The organism is Deinococcus hopiensis KR-140, assembly GCF_900176165.1.
Taxonomy (GTDB): Bacteria; Deinococcota; Deinococci; order Deinococcales; family Deinococcaceae; genus Deinococcus; species Deinococcus hopiensis.
In genome coordinates, this window is sequence record NZ_FWWU01000008.1 from 437,574 (window position 1) to 459,843 (window position 22,270).

A 22,270-nucleotide genomic window follows, 5' to 3' on the forward strand; every position below is an offset into this window, starting at 1 on the left:
GCTCTGGCATGTTATCTGCGGGAAGCGGGTTCTTACCAAGCGGTCGCAGGGAGGCGTCCCAGTCCTGTTCAGCCTTGAAGGGCGGCGAGGTCCGCCAGCGTCGGGGCGTAGGCTCCGGAACGGGCACAGGCCGCTGCTGCCGCCCGCAGGCCCATCTGGAGGTGGTCAGTCCACAGGTCCTCGGGGCGCGTCGCTGCGCTGACGAGCAGGCCGGCGCACAGGGCGTCGCCCGCGCCCACCGTGTCGGCCACCTGCACCTTCACGGTGGGGAGGTCCACCCGGCCTGCCGGCTGGTAGAGGGTCGCGCCCCTGGCCCCCCGGGTGATCACGATGGGGCAGCGGGCATTCAGGCCGCGCAGGGCGCGCAGGGCGTCTTCCTCGGACTGCTCGGGAAAGAAGAATTCCAGGTCCTCGTCGCTGAATTTCAGTACGTCCGACTGCCGGGCCACCCGCTCGAACACCATCCGGTAGTCGGGGTGACGGTGGGTGATTCGGGCGTTGGGATCGAAGCTGAGCTTGACCCCCACTTCCTTCGCCCGGGCGATCAAGTCCAGCAGGGTGTCGGCCAGGGGCCAACGGGCAAGGCTGATTCCGCCGACATGCAGCCAGCGGGCGGCCTGCAGCCAGCCTTGGGGTAACCGTGCCGGGTCGAAATGGAGGTCGGCACTATTTTCGCCCAAGAACCGGTAGGCAGGGGGATCGATTTGGTAAACAACGGCCAGCAGGGTGGGCTGAGGCAACCGCTGGAGGTAGCGTAAGTCCAGCCCAGCCGCCTCACTTTCCTGCCAGAGGTCGTCCCCGAAGTTGTCGCTCCCCACGGCTCCAGCAAAGGCCGTAGGTACGCCCAGACGGCCACAGGCGCGGGCCACGTTCCAGCCCGCCCCACCCGGATGTGCTTGCCAGACGTTGCCGCCTGCAGTGACAAGATCCGTCAGCGCCTCTCCGGCACTTACGATGAGAGGAAGAGAAGCGGGAGAAGTCATGCGGTGGTCGCCACAAAGAGCCGAAGTTGAGCGAGCGTGATTCGTGGACTCAAAGCGCCTCGTCCTTTCCTGCGGTTGATTCACTCGGTGGATTGCCACGAGGTACCAATCGCAATTCGAGACCAACAGCGTCAAGATAGATATGAAGATGCTGGGGTGGGACACGGCGGCGGCCCTTGATGACCTGAATGATGGTCGGCGGCTTTACACGAAGACGCCTGGCCAGTTCCGACTGCCATCCCCGGGGCTGTTTTGCCGCGGCCTCCAGAATGCACGCTTCAAGTTCAGCATAAGTCAACATACAAGGTGACTACTCAGCAATTGTGTTGGTCGTCAAGCGGTCAAGAGCCGAGAGGGGAGCTGTGGCCGTACCGGCACAAAAGGCGTGCCGGCACAGCACACAGCCCACCCTCTCGGTTGGGAAGGCGGCATATCTTGAAGAGCACTGCTCGATAATTTCTGGGAGATAGAATGGAGTGAGGAATGAAGCTAAGACTATCGGACTTCTTGACAAACGATTGTGGAATCCACAGAACAACAAGTCTTGATGAGATTAAGATTTTGTATCCTGGTAATTACACTGTGTATACACCAGAAGAGTACGGTGTGTACCAAGTGCATGACCTAAACTTATGCTTATTTATCGATTCAAAAGGGCCAACTTGGATTGAATTCAGCGTAACGGTAGATGATGGATTTCAAAAATCTGAAGTTCTGGACCTACAAGGCTTGCTTTCTTCGAATGATGCTGATTTTATAGCTTGGTGCCATGAGATGGGTATTGCGTATGAAAAAAACTTGCTAGAGTCGGATGAATATGGTGATACGTATCTTCTCAAATTTCCTAGTGGAGCAGACGTTCTAATTAGCAGAAACTCGATTCAAAGGATTGCCAAGCTCTACTAATCGCTACTCGATACGTACTTTTAAACACCCAGCGAATCTCATTAAAGTTAGTAGGCGATAGAACGAGATGCGCCTCTATGCTTGAGTATATCTCATCAAAATTCCCCTATGTAGAGGTTGATATAGACTGAATACGCCAAAGAGCCTGATCACGAACCATTGCATTCAAGTAAATGAGCAATTTGCGCATACAAGCGACGAGCGCGACCCTCTTCGGCTTACCGTTCTTCACAAGGCGGTCAAACACGGTCTTTAGAGTGGGGTTCCATCGCACTGCCGTTACCGCAGCCATATATAACACCTGACGAACTTCTGCCCTTCCACCCCAGATTCGACGATGACCTCTCGATTTCCCACTGTCCCAGTTGAGTGGGGCTACACCTGCAAGATTGGCAATCTTTTGTCGGGAAAGAGAGCCCAACTCTGGGAGTTGGGCAAGCAACGTCAATGCCACAACGGGACCAACTCCCGGGGTTGAAGTCAATACCCTGTACGTCGCTTGAAATTTTGGATTGTTCTGTATCGCTTCCTGGAGTGTCTCATTCAGCCGTTCTCGGCGCTCTTCGAGGTACTTGATCACTTCTTGGAGGTCACCCTGCACATACGGATCCTGGCTGCTGTGCAGTCGATTTCGTTCCATTGTCAAGAGTTCGACCACCTGACGACGACGTGCCAATAGCGCTTCCAAAGCTCGCTGTGCCGTATCCCCCGGTACTTGAGCCTGCGGCTGCAACGTTCGTGCAAAGGTGGCGAGGAGAACTGCATCGATCTGGTCCGTTTTCGCGTACTTCCCGAGAGCACGCGAAAAATGACGAACCTGACGTGGATTCAAGATTGCTACAGGGAATCCGGCGTCATGGATGGCCAACATCGCTGCTTGTTCCAAGCCGCCCGTCGCTTCTAAAACAACCAAGTGTGGCTGCGCTTCAGAAAGCCGGATCAGCAGCTCTGCTAGACCACGGGCGTTGTTGTCCACGGTGAAGAGTTCCCCCGTAGGAAGCACAGCCGCATCCAGACGGGCTTTTGAGACATCAATGCCTACAAATGTGTCTACTGGCATCCCCTGCACCTCCGAAGGCGTTCTGTGGGACGGATTCCAGCCACAGCCAAGCTTGCTCATTCGAACTCTCAGGTTCCAGCAATTGTTCGGCTTCGCGGTTGGAATGGGTGTGACCCGGCGATCAAAGCTGAGTAACGGTCTTCTTGACCTGCAGGTCACTAGCGATCTACCGGGTCTCAGTCCCTGGTCCAACATACAAGCAGGCCCTGAGCAACGTGACGGGATGAGGTAAGGTAAGAGCATCTCGGAAGTGACCTGCCCGAATTGCGAATGTCTCCAAGCGCGCATCCGCGAGTTGGAAGCACAGGTCGCGCGGACCAGTGAGACGTCCCATCAACCTCCCAGCCAGGACCAGGCCTGGAAGAAGAAGCCGAAGAGCGAACGCCATAGGGGCGTTCGCTCTTCTGGTGGTCAGATTGGACACCCAGGCACCACCTTGAAGATGAACCCTTCTCCCGATGAGGTCGTCGTGCTCCCCATGACGGGAAGCTGTACGTGTGGACAGCATTGGAATGAAGTCGAAGTGCACGACCTCCTCGCTCGGCAGGTCTTGGACCTGCCGGAAGTCCAGTTGCACGTGACCGAGTACCAGGCCGAAGTGAAGATGTGCCCCCGCTGTCACCAACGACAACAGGCGGCATTCCCAGTGGACGTGCGCGGTCAAGTGCAGTACGGCCCTCGGTTCCAGGGCCTGGCAGTGTATCTCAATGTCGCCCAGTTCCTCCCTTTCAAGCGGGTGGGCGACGTGCTCGAAACGCTGTGCGGTCAGCGCCCCAGTGAAGGAACACTCGCGCTGCACCTCAACCTCGCCACAGAGCGGCTGGCTGGGTTTGAGGTCAGTCTGAAAGAAGCCTTGCTCGAAGAACCCGTCCTGCATGTGGACGAGACGGGCAGCACGGTGAAGGGCAAGCTCGCCTGGGTGCACGTCATCAGCAGCAAACAGCTCACCCTCTACGGACACGACCCGCACCGCGGGTCGGCAGCCATCCAAGCAATGGGGGTCCTGCCCCGGTACCGCGGGGTGTTGATGCATGATGCCTGGCTCACGTACTTCCAACTCGCTGCCCGCCATGCGCTGTGTAACGCGCACCTGCTTCGGGAGTTACGTTTCCTCCACGAACAGCTGCACCAAGATTGGGCGGGGGAACTGCGGGCTGCACTGCAACGCGTTTACCATCAACACAAGGCAGGCACCCTCACTCCAGCGGAGAAAGCCGCGTTCCTGGTTCAGTTCGATGCACTCCTGGAAGCGGGGTTAGTCTCCAACCCCGCAGCAGAGCCGGTTCCGAAGCAACGGGGACGCGCGAAACAGTCGCCTGGACGTAACCTCGCCCTTCGATGTCAGAAGCACCGAGACAAGGTGTTACGTTTCCTCCACGAGGACGACGTTCCGTTCGACAACAATCAAGCCGAGCGAGACATTCGAATGGTCTGCGTGAAGCGCAAGATCTCCGGTGGATTTCGTTCTGCTGCGGGTGGAAAAAATTTCTGTCGCATTCGCAGTTATCTCTCGACACTTCAGAAGCAGGGCCTCTCGACTTACAAAGGCCTGATCAGCATTTTCCGGAATCAAGTCCTTCTTCCTCAGCTCTCGTTCTCACGTTGAATTTTCACCGTCTCGGACCAGTACAAGAAGGTGCCATGGGGTAAATTTTGAATTCTCTCGGATATATTAATGTTTACTGGTTAAGGGAGTTTATACTCGAGTCAATATCAAAGATTGAGGGATGGCTCTATGATCAAGATCCGTACGAATATAATATGTCCGATATGTCATTTATGACAACTTACAAATTCAACAATCGTACTAATGTACTTAATTTTATAGATAGCGGCTTAAAGCCCGCGTTTAATGCCTTAAATAAATTTCAGCAAGGTTTAATTATTGATACCCTCTCTCTCCTTATTTCGCTAAACAATAGTGATCTATGGAAGCATGTCACCTGTTTTAGCGATTCCATTCATGGCGAGTACGCACTTACGGATGACTGTGTAGATCTGTTCTCTGAATTCCTTGATGTGCTTGGAGCAGGGTTCAATGCATCCCTTTCGGTCTATACTAATTTCTCTGACTTCGTTTATGATGAAAAAGATTCTATCGAACTCTACCAATACTTCTAATTGTGGAAATCGCGTAACTGCTTAGCACGAGATCCACTCTTGTGCTAAGCAGTTACCATACAAGAAGCACACTCCTTTCGCAGCGTCTTCCCAACGTTCCTCTTCACCTTCCAAGAGAAGGCTTCAGGTGTTGCATTGGTGAATCTCAATGCTGTTCTGGCTCTTGATTAGCTCTGCCTGGTAAAAGTGCCCTTTCCCCTCAGCAGTTCTGGTATAGGCGCGCAACAACCCCTTATTCGCCTCAAACTCAACCTTCACCCGACCGTGTTCTCGACGAATTGCTTCCGTTTGGCCTGTGTACGTTACGTTGATCTCCGAGAGTTTCTGCACGCTTCCCGGCGTCGTCTTTGTCACGTTATACCCGGGCACGCATGCGTGCCCCGAGAATGCCTTCGCTTCTGCTGAAACGCTGGCCTGCACTTTGGCGCTGATCACTGCGGGTACCGCTTGAGCAAGGCCCCCTACGAATACAACGACGAGTCCCCAACTTTGCGGCTGCAATCGGACCATACGTGTTTCCTCGAGAAGGGAGCAATCAATGACTCAAGACGTGCAACGCACGTCCTGTGTGAAGTACTTTTTGCTCAACCGTTCATACGTACCGTTTGCCTGGAGTCGCTTAATTGCTGCGTTTAGCGCAGCTTCAAATTGCTTATCCGACCCATTTGCGACGACGACGGCCACCGGCTGGCTCCACAGCAGAGGACTGACCTGCAGCTTCTCGGGACCGAGCTTGGCGTACATCTTCAACGCATCGAAGCGGTCAAGGAGCAGCACGTCGGCAGAACCTCCCAGGAAGTCCAGGAGTGCCTGGTTTGAATTGGGAGCAGCGTTGATCTTCTTCTCAAAGGGCAGGTTGCGCACGTAATGGAAGTAAGGATGATCGGTAGAAATGGCAATCCGGGCGTTCTTGAGTCCTGCCTCTGTCTTGGGACCGCCAGGCCGGGAGAACATGACGCCACCGGTGCACGCCAGCGAAGCGGCCTGCTCCCCGTCAGCGAGGACCTGGGGTAAGTTCACATCAATAACCGCGTCGAGGGTTCCAGCGTTGAGGGCAGTGAGGAGGGCGTCCGTCGTGGTGGTCTTACGCCACGCCGTGCTCTTGATCTTCATTTCCTTGACCGCGAGGTTCATGAACTCCACGGCGAAGCCCGCAATTGCTCCGTTTTCCTGAGTGACCAGCCCTGGGGTGTTGGTGGTGTAACCCAGCTTAACGACACCACTTTTCTGGAGCTTGCTGAGGGTTGCAGCGTGCGACGTCCCCGTCGCGGCGAGGGTAAGGACGCTGAGGAGAAGGGAGACGGCAGAGCAGCGGGGAGTTGGCATACGTGTTGATCCTTTCGCTCAGGAGGGGCGGCTTGCGCCCATCACGATCAATTACTTTGTGTAGCCGCCTTCATCTGCGACGCGCTGCGCTGCTGCCTGCGATTGTGCCAGCGCCTGATCGATCGTCGTTTGTCCCTGGAGGACTTTGGCGAGGTACTGCCCAACCTCTGTCCCCAGTGCCTGAAACTGCGGAATGCTGACGTACTGCACGCCGGAGTACGGCACTGGGTCCTTCGTGGCCTGATTGACGTCCGCACGGCGAATGCTATTCATCACGTGATTGCTGAACGCTCCGGCGGCCTGAGCGTAACTGGGATTGCGGTACGTACTGAGGCGCGTCCCGGGCGGCACTGCAGCCCAGGTGCCTTTGGTCTTGGCAACGAGCGCGATGTAGTCCTTGCTCGTCGCCCAGGTCAGGAACTTGAACGCCGCCTCTTCTTTCCTGCTGCTCTTGGGAATGACGAGGTTCCACGACCAGAACCAATTCGCGCCACGGGGAGTTCCGGGGCCAGTGGGTGCGTTGACGAACCCCACACTCTTCACGACTTTACTGCTGGCAGGGTCACTGAGGAATCCGGCCGCCACCGTGGCGTCCACCCACATGCCGCACTTTCCCTGACTCATCAGCGCGAGATTCTCCGCAAAGCCATTGGCCGCCGCTCCAGGAGGGCCGTACTTCTTGAGCAGGTCAACGTAGAGGCTCATCGCGTTCTTCCACGCCGTACTGTTCAGCTGCGCTTTCCAGTGGGTGTCGTACCAGCGTCCGCCGAAAGTATTGACCATCGTCGTGAACAACGCCATGTTTTCCCCCCACCCAGGTAAACCACGCAAGCAGATGCCGTAGATGCCTTTGGACGGGTTGTGAAGTTTGGCCGCGAAGCCCTGAATCTGGTTCCAGGTGGGATCATTGGGCATCGTGAGTCCGGCCTTCTTGAACAGGTCCTTGTTGTAGAAGGTCATGCTGCTTTCGGCATAGAAGGGTACGGCGTACAGGCTGCCATTCACCGTGAGGGCCGTGCGGACGCTGGGGAGAATGTCGTTCAGGTCATAGGCGCGCGCGAGATCAGGATTCTTGTTGAAGAGAGGCGTCAAGGGCTTCAGCCAATTGTTCTTGGCCCAGATCGGCACCTCATACGCGCCCACCGTCGCAAGGTCAAAACCTTCGGCACCGCTGGCGATATCCAACGTGACTTTCTGTCGGAGTTCGTTTTCCGACATCGTCACGAACTTCACTCGAATATCAGGATATTTCCTTGTGAATTCAGGAGCGAGTTTTTGCATCACGACCATGTCCGGGTTGTTAACGGTAGCGATGATGATATTTGTGATGGCCTTGGCGTTGGTCAGTAGCGCGAAACTAAGAAGAGCAAGTGTTTTCATGGTATTACCCTCCTGGTCTTTCTTCCTGATGCCTTGCCGAAGTCTATGTGGGGCAAGGATTAGATGCTGTGAGGCCAGGTAAGCTTATTTCCAGATCTCTTGCCGAGTCCTTACTGACCCTCGTAAGTCGACTATGGCGTCTTATTGGAAGTCAAATGAATACCTTTTCTGCTCAGAATCCTATAGGTGCATGAGGTGTGGAGGCAGGACCTTGAGCAAGTCAAATGAATATCTTTTCTGCTCAGAATCTCAGAGGTGCATGGGACGTGGAGGCAGGACCTTGAGTAAGCTCCTTCACACCAAGCAGTGCCTCCAGCGCTCCCAGCGGTCCCAGGCGATGCAGGTTCATCCGTTGAATCAAGTACTCTGCGCGGAAGCGTACATTCAATCCCAAGTCGCCAAATACCTCTTTGACGTTCAGAAAAGAACCGGGTTGCTCTGCTTCCCGCTGCGCCGCTGTAATCAGGAGGGGGGCACGCACATCAGGAACAGGACGGTCCCCCTGCCCAGCGCCTTCCAAGTAGAGGCTCCACGACGCAATCACAAGTGCCGCGTGCCGAACCTCCCCACCGGAATCAAGTTGCTCCCGCACCACTGGCAGCAGGAACTTGGGAATGCGCTCTGAACTGTCCACAATGAGGCGCAACAGAGTGTCCTGGACCGCGTGGCTCGCGAAGCGCGCAATCAGTTCTTGCTGGTACGCGGCGAGATCAATGCCAGGGACTGGCTGCAGGGTGGGCGTTGCTTCCCGCGCCATGTACCTCAGCAGGAACTCGATAAAGAGCGGATGCCAGCACACTTCATGGACATACTCGTACCCGGCGAGCAGGCCCAGGTAGCTCATGGCCTGGTGTGAGGCGTTGAGCAGCCGCAGCTTCATCAGTTCGTAGGGCTCTACGTCCTCCACCACCTGCACGCCCACCGTCTCCAGCGGGGGCCGCCCCAGCGTGAAGCGGTCTTCCAGTACCCACTGTGTAAAGGTCTCCGCCACGACAGGCCAGCCGTCCTCCACACCGTATGTGGCCGAAAGTTCTTCCCGGACCTGATCGGTCGTTGCGGGCGTGATGCGGTCCACCATCGAGTTGGGAAAGGCCACCTCAGCCGCGATCCACTCGCCCAGTTCCGGGTCCTTCAGTCGAGCGAAGGCGGTCAGGGCATGGCGGGTCACGTGCCCGTTGCCCTGCATGTTGTCGCACGAGAGCACCGTAAAGGGCTCGAGGCCCCGTTCACGTCGGCGGCGCAACCCCTCGGTGATGAAGCCGAAGACTGTTTTCGGCACCGCCCCCGCTGCCAGATCATGCTGGAGATCCGCCCCGGAAGGATCGAACTCTCCCGTTGCATTGTTGACGCTGTAGCCGCCTTCGGTCACCGTCAGGGACACGATGCGGGTGGTGGGCGCAGCCAGCCTCTCGATCACCGCTTCGGGGGCGTCAGGGGCGAACAGGAATTCCACGATGGCTCCGATCACCCGCGCTTCCTCACGCCCGTCGGGCGCTTTGGTCAGCAGGGTGTAGAGGTGATCCTGGGCAGTGAGCACGTCGCGCATGGCCGCGTCTGAAGGCAGCACGCCCACCCCACAGATGCCCCACTCGCGGTGGTCTCCAGTGTTGAGCAGTCTGTCGATGTACATGGCCTCGTGCGAGCGGTGAAAGCCGCCAACACCGAAGTGCACGATCCCGGGCGTGAGTGTTGTCGGATCGTAGAGAGGAACCTGAACTTCAGGCGAGAGGGCAGCGAGAGTGGAGGAACTGAGTTTGACCATGGGAGTGCTCCTACTTCACGGCCCCAAAGCTCAAGCCGCGCACGAGTTGACGCTGGGCGATCCAGCCGAAGACGAGGACGGGCAGGACAACCAGAGTGGCAGCCGCACTGAGTTGGGCCCAGAACAGGCCCTGGCTGGTCTTGAACTGTCCGATAAACACGCTCAGGGGAGCAGCCTGCGAGTTGGTGAGGTTCAGGGCGAAGAACACCTCGTTCCACGCAAAGATCAGGCACAGGAGCGCGGTGGCAAAGACGCCTGGCATGGAGAGCGGTAGCGCGATATTGAAAAATTCGCGCGAGACTGAAGCGCCGTCGACCTTCGCTGCCTCGTAGATGGCGTGAGGAATCTCGGTCATGTAGGAGTGCATCATCCAGACCACCAGCGGCAGGTTCATGGTGGTGTACATCAGGATCAGGCCTGGCAGCGTGTCGAGCAGGTGCAGGTCGCGGTAGATCAGGAACAGCGGCACAATCACGCCCACGGCGGGCATGAACTTGGTGCTGAGCATCCAGCTCAGCACGCCCTGTGCGCGCTGGGTGGGATACACCGCCAGCGCGAAGGCGGCGGGCAGCCCCAGCACGAACGCCAGCAGGGTCGAGCCCAGCGCGGCGGCGAGGCTGTTGCGCAGCGCCGGGAAGTAACCGCCCAGCGCCTTCTCGAAGTTCTCCAACGTCGGTGTGAAGAAGAAGACGGGTGGGGTGGCGAACGCCTGCGCCTCGGTCTTGAAGGCCGCCAGGATCATCCAGATCAGCGGGAACAGGAAGGCGAGCGCGATCAGGTAGGTCAGCAGGGTCAGGACGCCGTTGCGAGCACGCAGGCGGGACGCCTGCGCGCGGGCCTGGTTCCCAGAATTAGAAAGTGTAGTCACGTCATTCTCCCCGACTGGAGCGGCTGCGGCTGATAAAACGCAGCAGGTACACGGCCAGAATATTGGTGAGCACCACCGTGATCACACCCGCGGCGCTCGCCAGGCCGATGTTGTACTCGGCAAAGGCCTTCTGGTAGATGAAGTACGGCAAGTTGGTGGTGGCGATGCCGGGTCCACCCGAGGTGGAACCGTAGATCTCACCGTAGACCTGCAACAGTGCGATGGTCTCCATCAAGACGACCACCTGGATGGCCTGGGACCAGTGGGGCAGCACGATGTGCCGGAACTCCTGCATCACGGAGGCACCATCGAGGCGAGCGGCTTCGAGCTGGTCATCTGGCAGGCTCTGCAGGCCGGTCAGCAGGATCAGCATGGCGAAGGGCATCCACTCCCAGGTGACCATGGCGATCACGCTGCCCATCGGGTGCTGCGCCAGAAAGTCGATGGGTTGCAGGCCCAGCTTCAGCATTCCCCAGGAGAAGAAGCCCGATACCGGGTTGAGCAGCATGTTCTTCCAGACCACCGCCGTGACGATGGGCATGACCAGAAACGAGCTGATCATCAGGGTGCGCAGCAGGGCGCGGCCGGGGAACTCGCGGTTGAGCAGCAACGCCATCGCCCCGCCGATCAGCAGGGTGAGAAGGAGGGTGCCCACCGCCAACCCAAGCGTGTTGAGGACAATGTGGAAGTTCTCGGGGTTGGTGAGGAGGTTGGCGTAGTTCTCCAGTCCGATGAAAGGACGGCTCCCGGGGTCCACCAGGTTGTAGCGGAAAAACGAGTAGTACACCGTCATGAAAAACGGCACCTGCGTGGTCAGGATCAGGTACAGCATCGCGGGCCAGATCAGGGCGGCGGGGCTCAGCCGCAACCCACGCTTCTGCGCGGGGGGCACCTGAGTGGCCGTGAGGGGTGCGGGGGCTATCGTCATCTGTTCACCTCAAACCAAATACGTTGTGAAGAAATCCAACTGAGAGATGGGAAGGGGCATGCCCCTTCCCATCTCCAGATGGACTCGTCGCTGTTCGACTTCCAAAAGCGCTCGTGTCAACAGATCATCGAGTGCCGTGCCCGGAGATGGAGCTTACTTCTGGTAGCCGCCTTCTTTGGCGGTCTTCTGGGCGGCATCCTGGGCTTGCTTCAGCGCCTGGTCGATGGAGGTCTGGCCGCTGAGCGCGCCGGCGAGATACTGGCCGACCTGGGTGCCCAGCGCCTGGAACTGCGGAATGGCGACGTACTGGATGCCGGTGTAGGGCACGGGGTCCTTGGTGGCCTTCGTGACGTCGGCGGTGTTGATCGCGCCGAGGACCAGCGAGCTGAACGCGCCCGCCGCCTTCTTGTAGTTGGCATTGCTGTACGTGCTGGTGCGGGTGCCGGGAGGCACCGAGGCCCAGGTGCCCTTGGTCTTCGCCACCAGGGCGATGTACTCCTGGCTCGTCGCCCACGTCAGGAACTTGAAGGCGGCGTCCTCCTGCTTGGTGCTTTTGGGAATGGCGAGGTTCCAGCTCCAGTACCAGTGGCTGCCGCGCGGTGTGCCAGGACCCACGGGCGCATTCGCAAAGCCCACGCTGTTGACGATCTTGCTGCTGCCCGGGTCACTCAGGAAGCCGGCGGCCACGGTGGCGTCCACCCACATGCCGCACTTGCCCTGGCTCATCAGGGTGAGGTTTTCGGTAAAGCCGTTGGACGTGGCTCCGGGGGGGCCGTACTTCTTGAGAAGATTGACGTAGAAGGTCATGGCGTTTTTCCATGCAGGCGAGTTCAGCTGCGCGTTCCAGTTCTGATCGAACCAGCGCCCCCCGAAGGTGTTCACCATGGTGGTGAAGAGCGCGGCGTTCTCGCCCCAGCCGGGCAGGCCGCGCAGGCAGATGCCGTACACGCCGCCTGAAGGGTTGTGAATTTTGCTGGCAAACGTCTGCATCTGGTTCCAGGTGGGGCTCTTCGGCATCGTCAGGCCCGCCTTCTTGAACAGGTCCTTGTTGTAGAAGGTCATGCTGCTCTCGGCGTAGAAGGGCACGGCGTAGAGGCTGCCATTCACGGTGAGGGCCGTGCGTACGCCCGGAATGATGTCGTTGACGTTGTAGCTCTTGGCGATGGCCGGGTTCTTGGCGAACAGCGGCGTCAGCGGTTCCAGCCAGCCGTTCTTGGCCCAGATCGGCACCTCGTAGGCCCCAACAGTGGCGAGATCGAAGCTGCCCGCGCCGCTCGCCACGTCCAGCGTGATCTTCTGGCGCAGCTCGTTTTCCGGCAGCGTGACCCATTTCACCGTGATATCCGGGTACTTCTTGTTGAACTCGGGGGTCAATTTCTGCATCGTCACCATGTCGGGGTTGTTGACCGTAGCGATGGTGATGGTCGACGCAGCTTGGGCGGTCGTTACGAGGGCAAAGCTGAGCAGGAAAATTCGCTTCATGGTGTTCCTCCAGAGGCGGGCAGACCACGCGTGTGGCTGCCGAAAGGGGGCAGGACGGGCTGGGACGACATACGGGAATGCCGGGTCAGATGGCCGCTGCACCTGACGCTTGAACAAATGGTCTCGTGGCCATCAGTGAACCATAAAGGTGAAGGTATGTCCATAGTCGCTAATAGTAGACTTAGTACAAAGAAATGGTCTCGGGTCCAGAGCTCTAAGGGAACCCCCGGAATTCCGACGTATCTTGGAAGGGTGTCAACTATCCAAGACGTTGCACGCCTCGCGGGCGTTTCCCCGACGACGGCCAAACGTGCCTTGCGCGAACCCGCGAAGCTCAATCCGGAAACCCTGGCCCGGGTTCAAAGGGCAATTGAGCAGCTGCACTATGAGACGGACCAGCGTGCTGGAAGCCTCCGTGGTGGGCAAAGCAGTACCGTTGGGTTAATCGTCGGGAACGTTCTGGAGCCGTTCTTTGCGCATTTTGCCCGTACTTGCGCCCGCGTTCTGGCGGAAGAAGGCTACACCCTCATTATTTCTGAGAATGAATACAGTGCCGCCCGCGAACTGGACGAATTGCGCCGGTTGTACGGGCAGCGGGTTAGCGGCATTATCCTGCGTCCAGGCTACGGCAATGAGAGCCGGGATTATTTGGCCCGATTGGCAAGCCGCGGTGTGAGCATCGTGGAGTACGACTACCTGCCGCCGCACAGTTCCTACCCAGCAGTGATGTTGGACAACGCAGGGGCGATGCGCGAAGCGGTCGTGCATCTGCACGCCTTGGGACACCGGTGTATCGCTGCCCTGGGGACCTACGATCCTGTTGTCCTATCGGAGGAACGGAGCCGAGCCTTTCCTGAAGTGATGAATTCCCTGGGACTGGTTGTGCCTCCCGAGTACCGCCGCGTTACAGCGCTAAACGAGGACACCGCGTATACATTGACCCACGAGTTGCTTGCGCTGCCCAATCCCCCAACGGCGCTGATTGCACTGACGGGGATGCAGGCCATTGGGGCATATCGGGCCATTCGTGAGCGAGGTCTGGGCATTCCTGATGACCTCAGCCTGGTGACGTTCGATAACTACACCTGGACGGCCCTGGTCGATCCGCCCATCACGGTTGTTGAGCAGCCCGTGGAGGCGATGGCGACCGCCACAGCGCAGCGTCTGATCACCCTCCTGGGAGGAACAGGGACGGGCCAGGAAACTGCTCCGCAAGTTCAGGTGTTTCCCGCCCGAATGGTTCTCCGTGGCAGCACCTCACCCCCGCGGGTTCTGGCAACTTAACGCCGGTAGGCTGGTGGGCTGTGATTGACCGGAAGCCCTACCGCTACCGTTTTCCTGCTTATGCCTTGATCCACGACTTGCTCGCGCTGCCCAATCCACCAACAGCCTTGATCGCCTTGACTGAGACGCAGACCATTGGGTCTTACCGTGCTATACGTGAACGTGGGCTGGGAAGTTGGGCCAACACGACCTGAATTTCTTGGTGCTAGGCGTCGCCCTCGGCGGTCAAGGTCCGCCGCAAAGCCCTCTGCCGGAGCGTGGCGCTGCCCCTGTGCCAGGACTGCAGGGCAACCGGAAGGTGCGGCGGTGAATACGTCTACTCTCCACAGCCTGCATATCAACACCCACACGCCGCGTGGGAAGGCCCGCCACCCCCTGCCCTCAGCTCTCCCCTACTCCGGAGCTCAATCTGAAGACCTTCAGACGCGACGGGTGGGGCCGGAAGCTGGTCTGCAGCCAACAACACGCCCTGCTGCTCGCGGGGCTCCACCAGGTCATTGCACGGCGGGGTTCCCGGATGCCGGTGCGGCCGCAGGAGTTGCGTCTCCAGCCACCCCGGATAATCCTGTGCGGGGACCTGACCATGGACATAAGTGGATGGGCGGGCGCGAGACAGAGACTGGCTGGGGTGGCTGCGCCAGCGTCATCCCCTGCTCGGCCCTGACCCACGTCGTTCCCAACCCGCCCCCACCGGCCGCTCTTTCCAGCGACCACTCGGTGATACACGTACAGTACCGGGGTGAGCACCGCCGTCGTCTTTACCCTCTCCGCCCTGGGGCACGTCCACCCCACGCTGCCCATCGTCGCCGAGCTTGTCCAACGCGGGCACCGCGCCGTGTACTACTGCGGAGAGGAGGTCCGTGAAAAGATTGAAGCCACGGGAGCGGAGTTTCGGCCCATTCCCTGGGACTTCAAATCCATTACGCGCGCACAGCAACCCCGACTCAGCGCTTATGCGCTCGAGCAGGCCCGTTGTGCCGAAGCCCTGCTTCCCCAGCTTCTGGCCGAGGTGGAGGCGCTTGCGCCCGCTTGCGTCCTCGTCGACTTCATGTGTTTCTGGGGCCGTATTGTCGCGCGGACGCTCCAGTTGCCCATGGTGAACATCAGCAGCGGCTTTGCCCTCGGTCAGGGTGTGCTGCCCCCCAGACCCGTGCTCATGGCGCTTGACCTCAGTCGTGCTCCCCTGGCGGGTGGGCGGGAGGTGGTGGCGTTGCGCCGCCTCACCCAGCGGCTCTCGAACCGCTACCGCGTGGATCCCATGCGAACCCAGTTCGACCTCCTCTCCATGGACGGCGACGACGTGCTGGTTTGTACGGCCCGGGCCTTCCAACCCCGTGCAGAGCACTTCCCTGACCGTTTCCATTTCATTGGACCGTCCTTCGCACCCCGATCAGGTGAAGGTGAACGCACCTTGCCTCCACTGGACGGGCGACCGCTGGTCTACATTTCACTCGGCACGGTGTTCAACCAGAAGCTCGACTTCTTTCGCCACTGCGTGGAGGCCTTCGCCGACGGCAAGTACCAGGTGATTCTTTCGGTTGGGCAGAGCACAGATCCGGCCGTGCTTGGGCCCTTGCCGCCACACGTCCACGCCGCTTCGTATGTGGCTCAGCTTGAGGTGCTCGCGCGAACGGCTGTTTTCGTCAGTCATGCGGGGATGAATAGCGTTTCCGAGGCGATCTTTCGGGAGGTTCCCGTGGTGGCCGTGCCGCAAGCGGCGGATCAGTTCACGATCGCTCAACGCGTGGCTGAGTTGGGGATCGGTCGGAACCTCCTGCCGTTCCAGCGCAGCGCCAAACAGTTGCGGGCAGCGGTGGATGCCCTGGTTGAGGACGCCGATACGCGGACACGCCTCCACGCACTGCGAGAGGCGTTTGAGCGGGCCGGGGGACCCACCCGTGCTGCAGAGATGATTGAAGCCCGGATGGCCTAGCGTGGTTCACCGTATCTTCGACGAACTGCACATCGTCCGGGTGAATTACGCTCGCAAATGTGCGCCGACCTGGGAGGACGAACTCCTCGGCTGGATATCCCGTCAGATCCTGAATCCGCTCGGAGATGAACGCCGTGGTCCAGTCGGAGTCGCAGGCACAGCGGTAGACCACCCCGGGTACGTTGGCGACCAGGGAGCGGAAGCGCTGTTCGCGTTCATCCGCACCGGCTAGCGCCTGCTTCTGATCGTGAATGTCGGTGCACGTGCCAATCCACTTGACGATCCCTCCCGCCGCGTTCCTGAGCGGGCGGGCGCCAACGGTAGGTGTTGTCAGCAGCACGGCGAAAGCGGTACTCGACCTCGTAGGGCTCACCCGTCTCCACCGCGTGCCTCCAGTGGGTCTGGCACTGCTGCAGGTCCTCGGGATGCTGGACAGGTTCCCCCCCCCCAGCCGTGTGTCTCCTTAAGGGTCATCCCGGTGTACTCGGACCGCTGATGATGGTAATACTCCAACTCACCATCTGGATTGACGCTCCAGATGATCTGGGGCAACACCTCGGCCAGCGCTCCGAACTGCAGTGGCGTGGAAGAACTGGAAACACCGATTTCAGATGGAGACATCCGAGATTTCCTCCTGCGTCAGGATGTGGTGGAAATAAGCAGGTCGTGCGCGAGCCAGTAAAGGGCATGGAAGGTGGTCTACTTCTGGCAGACCACCTTCCCAGGCTTCAAAGGTTGGTCTCAGACCCATCTTCTGAAAGGAGGGTCAGGGCGAAGGTGGTGCCTACCCCTTCTGTACTGGTGGCGGTCAACGTACCGCCGTGCCGCTCCACGATCCGCCGGCAGATCGCCAGCCCAATCCCGGTTCCTTCGTACTGAGCCCGGCCATGCAGGCGCTGGAACGGTTGAAAGATCCTCTCTGCATACCTGGGATCAAATCCAATGCCATTGTCCTGAATAAGCAGGCGCGCGGTCCCAGACTCAGAAGGCGACGCCGAAACGTGGACGCGGGGCGGTACCCCTTCTCGGTGGTACTTCAGGGCGTTGCCCACCAAGTTTTGAAGAAGCTGACGAATTTGGGAAGGGTCTGCTGGAATGGTCGGAAGGGAGGAAAACTCCACCTGTCCGCCTGTGCGAGTCAACCGTTCATCCAGATCCTCAATGACCAGTTCCAGAACTTTTCCAAGTGCGACCGGTTGGAAGTCCCGTTCGCTGGTTGACACGCTCGACAGGGCCAGCAGATCACGAATTAGCTGCTGCATCCGTTCCGCTGCGGCGAGCATGCGTTCCAGCGAGCGGCGCCCCCCTTCGCTCAGCCGCTCCTGATCGGATTCCTGCAAGCGACTCCCGAACGCCAGGATTTTCCGTACAGGTTCCTGAAGGTCGTGAGACGCGACCGAGGCGAACTGCTGAAGGTCATGGTTGCTGCGTTCCAGCTGCCTGGAGAGCTGTTGCAGTTCCAGGTGGGCCAGGTGCTTCTCGGTGCTGTCCTGGAACTGCACAATCAGCGTCTGTGCGGGTTCGCTTGCCCCTTCAATGGGTGAGGCGTGAATCTGCAACCACACGTCAGTGCCATCTGGACGGCTGTAACGCTGTTCCCAGTCCGTCTTGGTCGGGTCACTCGGGAGAGGATGATGGCCTGGCTCAGAAGGCCAGCCTCCTGAACCGAGGAGTTCTTCGAGCGTGAGGCCTGTCAGGTCCTCTTCACGCCGCTCCAGAATCCGGCTGGCTGCGGGATTCACGCGTTCCACCCGGCGGTCCGGCCCAACGACCACTTCGCCCAGGGGAGCGTGCCGCATCGCCTCTTTGAGTTGGGCCTCGCTCTCCTGGAGGGCCTGTGCACTCTGCGTGCGTTCCAGCGCGAGGCTGATGGTTGCCGCGGCGCGGCGGGTCAACTCCAGTTCGTCCGGCTGCCAGGGTTTCCCCGCTGCACGGATGAAGTTGAGGGTGCCGATCACGCGGCCTCCCACCTCGTGAATGGGTTCAACCAGCGCAGAGATCGGCCGGCCAGCAATCCTGACCGCTCCCGGTATGTCACCGTAGTTCCCGGTGGCCTGCACCTCTCCCGTCTCGACCGCGCGCCTCACCATGGTCATTTGCTCAATGGGTGAGCCTTCACCCGAAAGGAGCTGCAGCGCGGTGGGATGGACTTCGCCCCATGAACTCCACAGTTTCCCCCTCCCTTCGTGAATTCGGATAGCCGTGATCTGGTCGGCGTTAAGCACCGGCCCCAGTTGAGTCAGGGCAAGTTCGGCGACATCACGGGGATCACGGGCGGTTTGGAGTGCGTCGCTCAGGCCAGCCAGAAACTCTGACCGCGCAACGGAGGAGGCGAGCGCTGCGTTGGTCTCTTCCAATTGAACCTGATGATCCCTGAGTCGCCGCTCGGCCTGAATGAGAGCGGAAACCCTCGGAATCAGAGGGGGCAGCGCGAGAGCGGTCGCTACGCTGACGATAGCCGTCAGGGCGCGGATGTATCCGTCGAACCAGAACACCGGTGTGAAGCGGACCAGGACGTGCATCAGGTGGGTGAGACCGCACGCAACGATGAAGAGGCCAAAGGCCAGGACCACCCAGTCAAAGGGCAGCGCAGACCGGTTGCGGTAAACGATGTAGGCCAGCACACTGGAAATGGCAGCGTAGGAGATACCAATCAGGAGATCGGACCCGACGTGTAAGACCATCAGCGCAGCAGGCCATCCCGAATCATGCCGATCAATCTCAAATTGATGGGTGCTGAACAAATTGGCGAAGACGCCAGGCCAGAGCAGCGGCAGGCAGAAGCCCACGACCGCGATGCCCAGGGTCCGCAGCAGTGTTGAACGCTGAGAATTCGAAACCATGGAGCCTCCTTGAAACGTTGTCTTGTAGCGGCCGAACCCCATGGGCCAACGGCTCAGCGTACTTGCAACTGGCTGGACCAGGGTTCAGTCTAAGGAGCGCGCTCTTTCAAAACCCGCACAGGGCCGGCATTTCTCAGCGTTTTGTCTCACGACAATCTCCGCTTGACAAATGCCACTGTCTGCTCAAAAGGTTATGGCAACTTAACCTCGACAACTCAGCACCCTTCGATCAGACCTTGGGAGGACGGCTTCTGGCGTGGTTTGAAGTGGGGATTCACGCCAGTGGCGAGCCGCTAAAGTGCATCTGAAAAATGTGTGGGAAGGGGTTTTGCCTGATTAGAGGAAGGAGGGATGATAGGGCAGAGGTGGTGCGCGCATGACTGGGGCGTGACCTCCCAAACGATCTCACCGATGCCGAGTGGAATGTCCTCCAGCCGCTGACCCCACCTGAATCGCTTGTGGGTCGACCGCGCAAGTGGTCTTTGCAAGAAATTCTGGACAGCATCTTCTCCGTCCTCCGCGGAGGCCGTGGCCTGGCGGGGTACGGCCTCACGATCTTCCCCCCTGGCAAACGATCAACCACGCTCACAGGATGTGGAGGCTGCAAGGCGTTCGGCTGGACACTGGAGATCGTGAAGCATCCGTGGTCAGGACAGCAGAGCACCTGGGCACCCAAAGAGGCACCTCCACGTGTCGTGGAGGTGCCTAAGGGTTTTATAGTGTTGAAACGGCGTTGGGTCGTGGAGCGGACCTTTGCCTGGCTGGGAAAATCCAGACGCATGGCCAGGGACGATGAAGCGCTGCCGGAGACAGCGGAGAACCTTGTCTACGAGGTGATGATCCGCTTGATGGTCCGCCGCTTGGCCAAGGGTCCACCCTGACCTTTTTCAGACGCACTTTAGCTGTACTTCGGGGAATATTCACGGGCCATGCCAAAGCTGTCCTGGACGTGACCCAGTCCTGTAGACCTGAGCGCTCAGGGGCAAACGGTGCCGTGTTAAACCCCTGGCTCTGGGCTTCACGAGTGGGGCCGTACCCCCATTCCTCCGCCAGATTGAAGGGCAGCCACTCCTTCCCTTCTCTGGCCCACAGCACGAAGTGGTTTCAACAGTGCACGGGGCCATAAATACCGTGTCAGATAGCAAATGCATACTCCCCTGAATTTCCCCAAAGTACAGTTAGACAAGAGCAGGCTATGAGGCGTGGATCGCTCAGTCGTGGGGTTGCCCAGGGCGCGCTGCCTGGGCCTCCACTTGTCTTGTTGCTGCTCAGCCGTTGATGCTGCCCTTCAGGGTGCTGGCGACCTTGTAACTGACCTTCCTGCCGGCGGGGATCTGGATCTTCTCGCTGGTACCGGGCCGAACGCCCGTGCGCGCGGTCGTGGCCTTGACGCTCAGGGTCCCCAGGCCGGGCAGTGTCGCGTTCTGACCAGCGCGTAGGCCGCCGATCACGCTTTCCAGCATGGCTTCCACGGCCGCGTCGCTCTGCTTCTTGCTCAGGCCGGTCATTTCGGCCACCGTCTCCACGAGTTGGGCTTTACCGATCTTGCCCCCGTGCTGGCAGTAGGAGCGGCTGCGACGGCGTTTTTCGGGCTCTTTTTCGTCATGCCTGCATACGGATACCTCTGCAGACGAGGCCTCCTCCATCTTTGCGCTAGCGTACCCAGTCCCAAATGCCCTCCCGACCTTCCAGGCGCTTGATGGTATAGGGTCTTCTCCCTTATCCGGCGCGTCCTCCATCAAGCAGCCGTACCCCCTTCGGGTGTAGAGCGAGAATTTTCATAAAGCCCCGGTTCGGGGACTGATCTCTGTGACAAAGTTGTCAGACTTTTCGGCTACAAGTCTTAAACGTTTCTAGCTTACTTTGTGTGGAATATGACTATAATATGAACGTGTTTAGGCTTTTACGTATGAACCGCCATCTATTACGTATATAACGTTTCATACTTTCTTAAAAAAGACCTCTGACACACCCTTTCTCGGAGAACTTCAACATTAAACGCTTTACCAGAAAGTAAACAGCCTGTAAGTCGACGGACTGTAAAACCTTTTCCAGCGAAGACGGGAAGAACGGTTCAACACAACGCTGCTCGTCAACCCTGAAAGGACACCTTATGGCGATGTTCGGAGAACTTGAACACCACGCCCTCGCCGACCTGGTGAAAGTTCTCGCGCCCCAAACCGGCACCCTCTTCTTTCACCAGGCCTACCACGGCCGCACCCTCGAACTCACACTCATGCAAGGCCACTTGCGCGCCATGTACCTCGACGGATTTCCCGTTCACACGCAAACACAAGTTCGCGACATCTTGCAGCATCTGCACGTCCATAGACGCGGCGCGTTCGAATTTCAGCGGCGAGGCTTTCCCACTTCCGTCTCTGGTTTTTACGACTTGCCGCTCAGCAACCTGCTCCTTGACCTTGATGACGACAGCATCCCCTCTGACCAATTGCCCCACCCTGATACCCGCTTCCTGACCATCCCCGGCACGCCTTTCGTGCCCCCCTCCTTGGCCAGTGTCTGGACCCTGCTGCAGCCTTTTCTCATTCGGGGTGCCAGCGCAGCGGAGATTACATCGCAACTGGGCCTCACCCAACGCGACGTGCTGGGCATGCTTCACCGCCTGCGGGCCGTGGATCTGATCGCTCCGTACCGCGCCACCACCCTCACCCTTTCCCCTCCTGTTCCCAGCACACTTCATCAGGGAGTTCAAACGTCTCTCCTGGAGGCTGCTCCTGAGCCTTCCAGCTCTGCACCGATCGTCCAACGCCTCCTCGGCGCGCTGCGTCGCCTCACTGGAGCCTCTCGAATATGACCATGCCCGGCGATCCTGCCTTCCACGCTCCACTGAAGCTCGTTGTTTCGGGTCCGGTGGGTGCGGGCAAGACGACCTTCGTCCAGACCCTTTCGCAAACCCCGGTGGTTGCCACTGAAGCAGAGGCGAGCGAGGACATTGGCAAGCGCAACACCACCGTCGCCTTCGACTTCGGCACCTTGAATCTTGGCGGGCACGAACTTCACCTGTACGGCACGCCGGGCCAGGACCGCTTTAGCTTTATGTGGGAAGTGCTGTGCGAGGGCGCTCTTGGCCTGGTGCTGCTCGTGGCTGGAGACCGGCCGCAAGACTTTTTGGCTGCCCGCAATATCCTTGAATTCATCACCAGCCGTATCCCAGTGCCTTTTCTCGTCGGGGTAACCCACCAAGACCAGCCCCGCGTATGGCAACCCGAAGACGTAGCGCTGTACTTCGGCCTTCCCGAGCACCAGGCCGTGGGCATAAACGCTACCGATCTGCAACAGTCTCAGTTGCTCCTGACCCGCCTCCTCGAACTGACCCTCGCCTCTCCCTCTGTGCTCAACCCAGCTGCCGCCTTCGAAAGGAACCCAACATGAC

General features: G+C 59.1%; 21 protein-coding genes and 1 pseudogene. 9 read left to right on the top strand and 13 right to left on the bottom strand.

Annotated elements, in window-relative coordinates:
- Positions 1 to 68: 68 nt before the first annotated feature.
- Positions 69 to 983 carry a carbohydrate kinase family protein gene (locus B9A95_RS12670; RefSeq protein ID WP_084047621.1) on the bottom strand — a complete coding sequence of 305 codons (915 nt, stop codon included), beginning with the start codon at positions 981 to 983 and terminating at the stop codon, positions 69 to 71.
- A 483-nt stretch (positions 984 to 1,466) separates the two neighbouring features.
- Between B9A95_RS12670 and B9A95_RS32220 the strand changes: the two genes are divergently transcribed.
- Entirely contained in the window at positions 1,467 to 1,889 is a 423-nt protein-coding gene (locus tag B9A95_RS32220) for a hypothetical protein (RefSeq protein WP_139806753.1), read from the top strand.
- A gap of 106 nt (positions 1,890 to 1,995) precedes the next feature.
- On the opposite strand, the gene B9A95_RS12675 is transcribed toward B9A95_RS32220, so the two are convergent.
- Positions 1,996 to 2,949: an IS110 family RNA-guided transposase gene (locus tag B9A95_RS12675; protein WP_084047622.1), complete on the bottom strand. Its 954-nt coding sequence runs from the start codon at positions 2,947 to 2,949 to the stop codon at positions 1,996 to 1,998.
- A gap of 250 nt (positions 2,950 to 3,199) precedes the next feature.
- Between B9A95_RS12675 and tnpC the strand changes: the two genes are divergently transcribed.
- Entirely contained in the window at positions 3,200 to 4,555 is a 1,356-nt protein-coding gene (tnpC, locus tag B9A95_RS12680) for an IS66 family transposase (protein WP_084047623.1), read from the top strand.
- A gap of 164 nt (positions 4,556 to 4,719) precedes the next feature.
- Positions 4,720 to 5,070, top strand: coding sequence for a hypothetical protein (locus tag B9A95_RS32225; RefSeq protein ID WP_139806754.1), 351 nt, complete (start codon positions 4,720 to 4,722; stop codon positions 5,068 to 5,070).
- A gap of 123 nt (positions 5,071 to 5,193) precedes the next feature.
- Here B9A95_RS32225 and B9A95_RS12685 read toward each other — a convergent pair whose 3' ends face one another.
- The 7 genes from B9A95_RS12685 to B9A95_RS12715 all read right to left on the bottom strand — a co-directional run bounded on the left by B9A95_RS12685 (position 5,194) and on the right by B9A95_RS12715 (position 12,816).
- The gene (locus B9A95_RS12685) at positions 5,194 to 5,580 is read right to left on the bottom strand and encodes a hypothetical protein (RefSeq protein WP_084047624.1); all 387 of its coding nucleotides are present in this window, start codon (positions 5,578 to 5,580) and stop codon (positions 5,194 to 5,196) included.
- Positions 5,581 to 5,613: 33 nt separating this feature from the next.
- A complete protein-coding gene (locus tag B9A95_RS12690; protein WP_084047625.1) occupies positions 5,614 to 6,396 on the bottom strand; it encodes a substrate-binding periplasmic protein in 783 nt (260 codons plus the stop codon).
- Between the two features lie 51 nt (positions 6,397 to 6,447).
- On the bottom strand, positions 6,448 to 7,776 hold the full coding sequence (locus tag B9A95_RS12695) for an ABC transporter substrate-binding protein (protein WP_084047626.1): 1,329 nt from the start codon (positions 7,774 to 7,776) through the stop codon (positions 6,448 to 6,450).
- Positions 7,777 to 8,017: 241 nt separating this feature from the next.
- The gene (locus tag B9A95_RS12700; RefSeq protein ID WP_084047627.1) at positions 8,018 to 9,538 is read right to left on the bottom strand and encodes a mannitol dehydrogenase family protein; all 1,521 of its coding nucleotides are present in this window, start codon (positions 9,536 to 9,538) and stop codon (positions 8,018 to 8,020) included.
- A 10-nt stretch (positions 9,539 to 9,548) separates the two neighbouring features.
- Positions 9,549 to 10,406 (bottom strand): carbohydrate ABC transporter permease, encoded by an 858-nt coding sequence (locus tag B9A95_RS12705; RefSeq protein WP_084047628.1) that lies wholly within the window; start codon positions 10,404 to 10,406, stop codon positions 9,549 to 9,551.
- 1 nt (position 10,407) lies between these two features.
- A complete protein-coding gene (locus tag B9A95_RS12710) occupies positions 10,408 to 11,334 on the bottom strand; it encodes a carbohydrate ABC transporter permease (protein WP_084047629.1) in 927 nt (308 codons plus the stop codon).
- Between the two features lie 153 nt (positions 11,335 to 11,487).
- Positions 11,488 to 12,816, bottom strand: coding sequence for an ABC transporter substrate-binding protein (locus B9A95_RS12715; protein WP_084047630.1), 1,329 nt, complete (start codon positions 12,814 to 12,816; stop codon positions 11,488 to 11,490).
- Between the two features lie 252 nt (positions 12,817 to 13,068).
- On the opposite strand from B9A95_RS12715, the gene B9A95_RS12720 reads away from it, so the two are divergent.
- The 3 genes from B9A95_RS12720 to B9A95_RS12725 all read left to right on the top strand — a co-directional run bounded on the left by B9A95_RS12720 (position 13,069) and on the right by B9A95_RS12725 (position 16,033).
- On the top strand, positions 13,069 to 14,100 hold the full coding sequence (locus B9A95_RS12720; protein WP_084047631.1) for a LacI family DNA-binding transcriptional regulator: 1,032 nt from the start codon (positions 13,069 to 13,071) through the stop codon (positions 14,098 to 14,100).
- A 20-nt stretch (positions 14,101 to 14,120) separates the two neighbouring features.
- Complete coding sequence (locus B9A95_RS32230; protein ID WP_245808280.1) at positions 14,121 to 14,294, top strand: hypothetical protein; 174 nt, start codon at positions 14,121 to 14,123, stop codon at positions 14,292 to 14,294.
- A 545-nt stretch (positions 14,295 to 14,839) separates the two neighbouring features.
- Positions 14,840 to 16,033, top strand: a complete 1,194-nt coding sequence (locus B9A95_RS12725; protein ID WP_084047632.1) for a macrolide family glycosyltransferase — start codon at positions 14,840 to 14,842, stop codon at positions 16,031 to 16,033.
- A 55-nt stretch (positions 16,034 to 16,088) separates the two neighbouring features.
- Here the strand turns inward: B9A95_RS12725 and B9A95_RS37155 are convergent.
- The 3 genes and pseudogenes from B9A95_RS37155 to B9A95_RS12740 form a co-directional block, all read right to left on the bottom strand.
- A pseudogene (locus B9A95_RS37155) lies at positions 16,089 to 16,205 on the bottom strand (hypothetical protein); the annotation flags it as partial.
- A 43-nt stretch (positions 16,206 to 16,248) separates the two neighbouring features.
- Entirely contained in the window at positions 16,249 to 16,449 is a 201-nt protein-coding gene (locus B9A95_RS37160) for a hypothetical protein (RefSeq protein ID WP_084047634.1), read from the bottom strand.
- Between the two features lie 312 nt (positions 16,450 to 16,761).
- Complete coding sequence (locus tag B9A95_RS12740; RefSeq protein WP_170928628.1) at positions 16,762 to 18,876, bottom strand: ATP-binding protein; 2,115 nt, start codon at positions 18,874 to 18,876, stop codon at positions 16,762 to 16,764.
- Between the two features lie 632 nt (positions 18,877 to 19,508).
- Between B9A95_RS12740 and B9A95_RS35445 the strand changes: the two genes are divergently transcribed.
- Positions 19,509 to 19,757, top strand: coding sequence for a transposase (locus B9A95_RS35445; protein ID WP_281255857.1), 249 nt, complete (start codon positions 19,509 to 19,511; stop codon positions 19,755 to 19,757).
- Positions 19,758 to 20,144: 387 nt separating this feature from the next.
- On the opposite strand, the gene B9A95_RS12750 is transcribed toward B9A95_RS35445, so the two are convergent.
- The gene (locus tag B9A95_RS12750; RefSeq protein WP_084047636.1) at positions 20,145 to 20,522 is read right to left on the bottom strand and encodes an HU family DNA-binding protein; all 378 of its coding nucleotides are present in this window, start codon (positions 20,520 to 20,522) and stop codon (positions 20,145 to 20,147) included.
- Positions 20,523 to 20,989: 467 nt separating this feature from the next.
- Here B9A95_RS12750 and B9A95_RS12755 point away from each other — a divergent pair, with 467 nt between their 5' ends.
- Together B9A95_RS12755 and B9A95_RS12760 are read left to right on the top strand one after the other, a co-directional pair.
- Positions 20,990 to 21,691 (top strand): hypothetical protein, encoded by a 702-nt coding sequence (locus B9A95_RS12755; RefSeq protein ID WP_084047637.1) that lies wholly within the window; start codon positions 20,990 to 20,992, stop codon positions 21,689 to 21,691.
- Positions 21,692 to 21,693: 2 nt separating this feature from the next.
- Entirely contained in the window at positions 21,694 to 22,269 is a 576-nt protein-coding gene (locus tag B9A95_RS12760; RefSeq protein ID WP_139806755.1) for a GTP-binding protein, read from the top strand.
- Position 22,270 lies beyond the last annotated feature (1 nt).

Coding starts and splice junctions, on each gene's coding strand:
- B9A95_RS12670 (WP_084047621.1), bottom strand. CDS start 983: ATGACTTCTCCCGCTTCTCTTCCTCTCATCGTAAGTGCCGGAGAGGCG.
- B9A95_RS32220 (WP_139806753.1), top strand. CDS start 1,467: ATGAAGCTAAGACTATCGGACTTCTTGACAAACGATTGTGGAATCCAC.
- B9A95_RS12675 (WP_084047622.1), bottom strand. CDS start 2,949: ATGCCAGTAGACACATTTGTAGGCATTGATGTCTCAAAAGCCCGTCTG.
- B9A95_RS32225 (WP_139806754.1), top strand. CDS start 4,720: ATGTCATTTATGACAACTTACAAATTCAACAATCGTACTAATGTACTT.
- B9A95_RS12685 (WP_084047624.1), bottom strand. CDS start 5,580: ATGGTCCGATTGCAGCCGCAAAGTTGGGGACTCGTCGTTGTATTCGTA.
- B9A95_RS12690 (WP_084047625.1), bottom strand. CDS start 6,396: ATGCCAACTCCCCGCTGCTCTGCCGTCTCCCTTCTCCTCAGCGTCCTT.
- B9A95_RS12695 (WP_084047626.1), bottom strand. CDS start 7,776: ATGAAAACACTTGCTCTTCTTAGTTTCGCGCTACTGACCAACGCCAAG.
- B9A95_RS12700 (WP_084047627.1), bottom strand. CDS start 9,538: ATGGTCAAACTCAGTTCCTCCACTCTCGCTGCCCTCTCGCCTGAAGTT.
- B9A95_RS12710 (WP_084047629.1), bottom strand. CDS start 11,334: ATGACGATAGCCCCCGCACCCCTCACGGCCACTCAGGTGCCCCCCGCG.
- B9A95_RS12715 (WP_084047630.1), bottom strand. CDS start 12,816: ATGAAGCGAATTTTCCTGCTCAGCTTTGCCCTCGTAACGACCGCCCAA.
- B9A95_RS12740 (WP_170928628.1), bottom strand. CDS start 18,876: ATGGTTTCGAATTCTCAGCGTTCAACACTGCTGCGGACCCTGGGCATC.
- B9A95_RS12750 (WP_084047636.1), bottom strand. CDS start 20,522: ATGGAGGAGGCCTCGTCTGCAGAGGTATCCGTATGCAGGCATGACGAA.
- B9A95_RS12755 (WP_084047637.1), top strand. CDS start 20,990: ATGGCGATGTTCGGAGAACTTGAACACCACGCCCTCGCCGACCTGGTG.
- B9A95_RS12760 (WP_139806755.1), top strand. CDS start 21,694: ATGCCCGGCGATCCTGCCTTCCACGCTCCACTGAAGCTCGTTGTTTCG.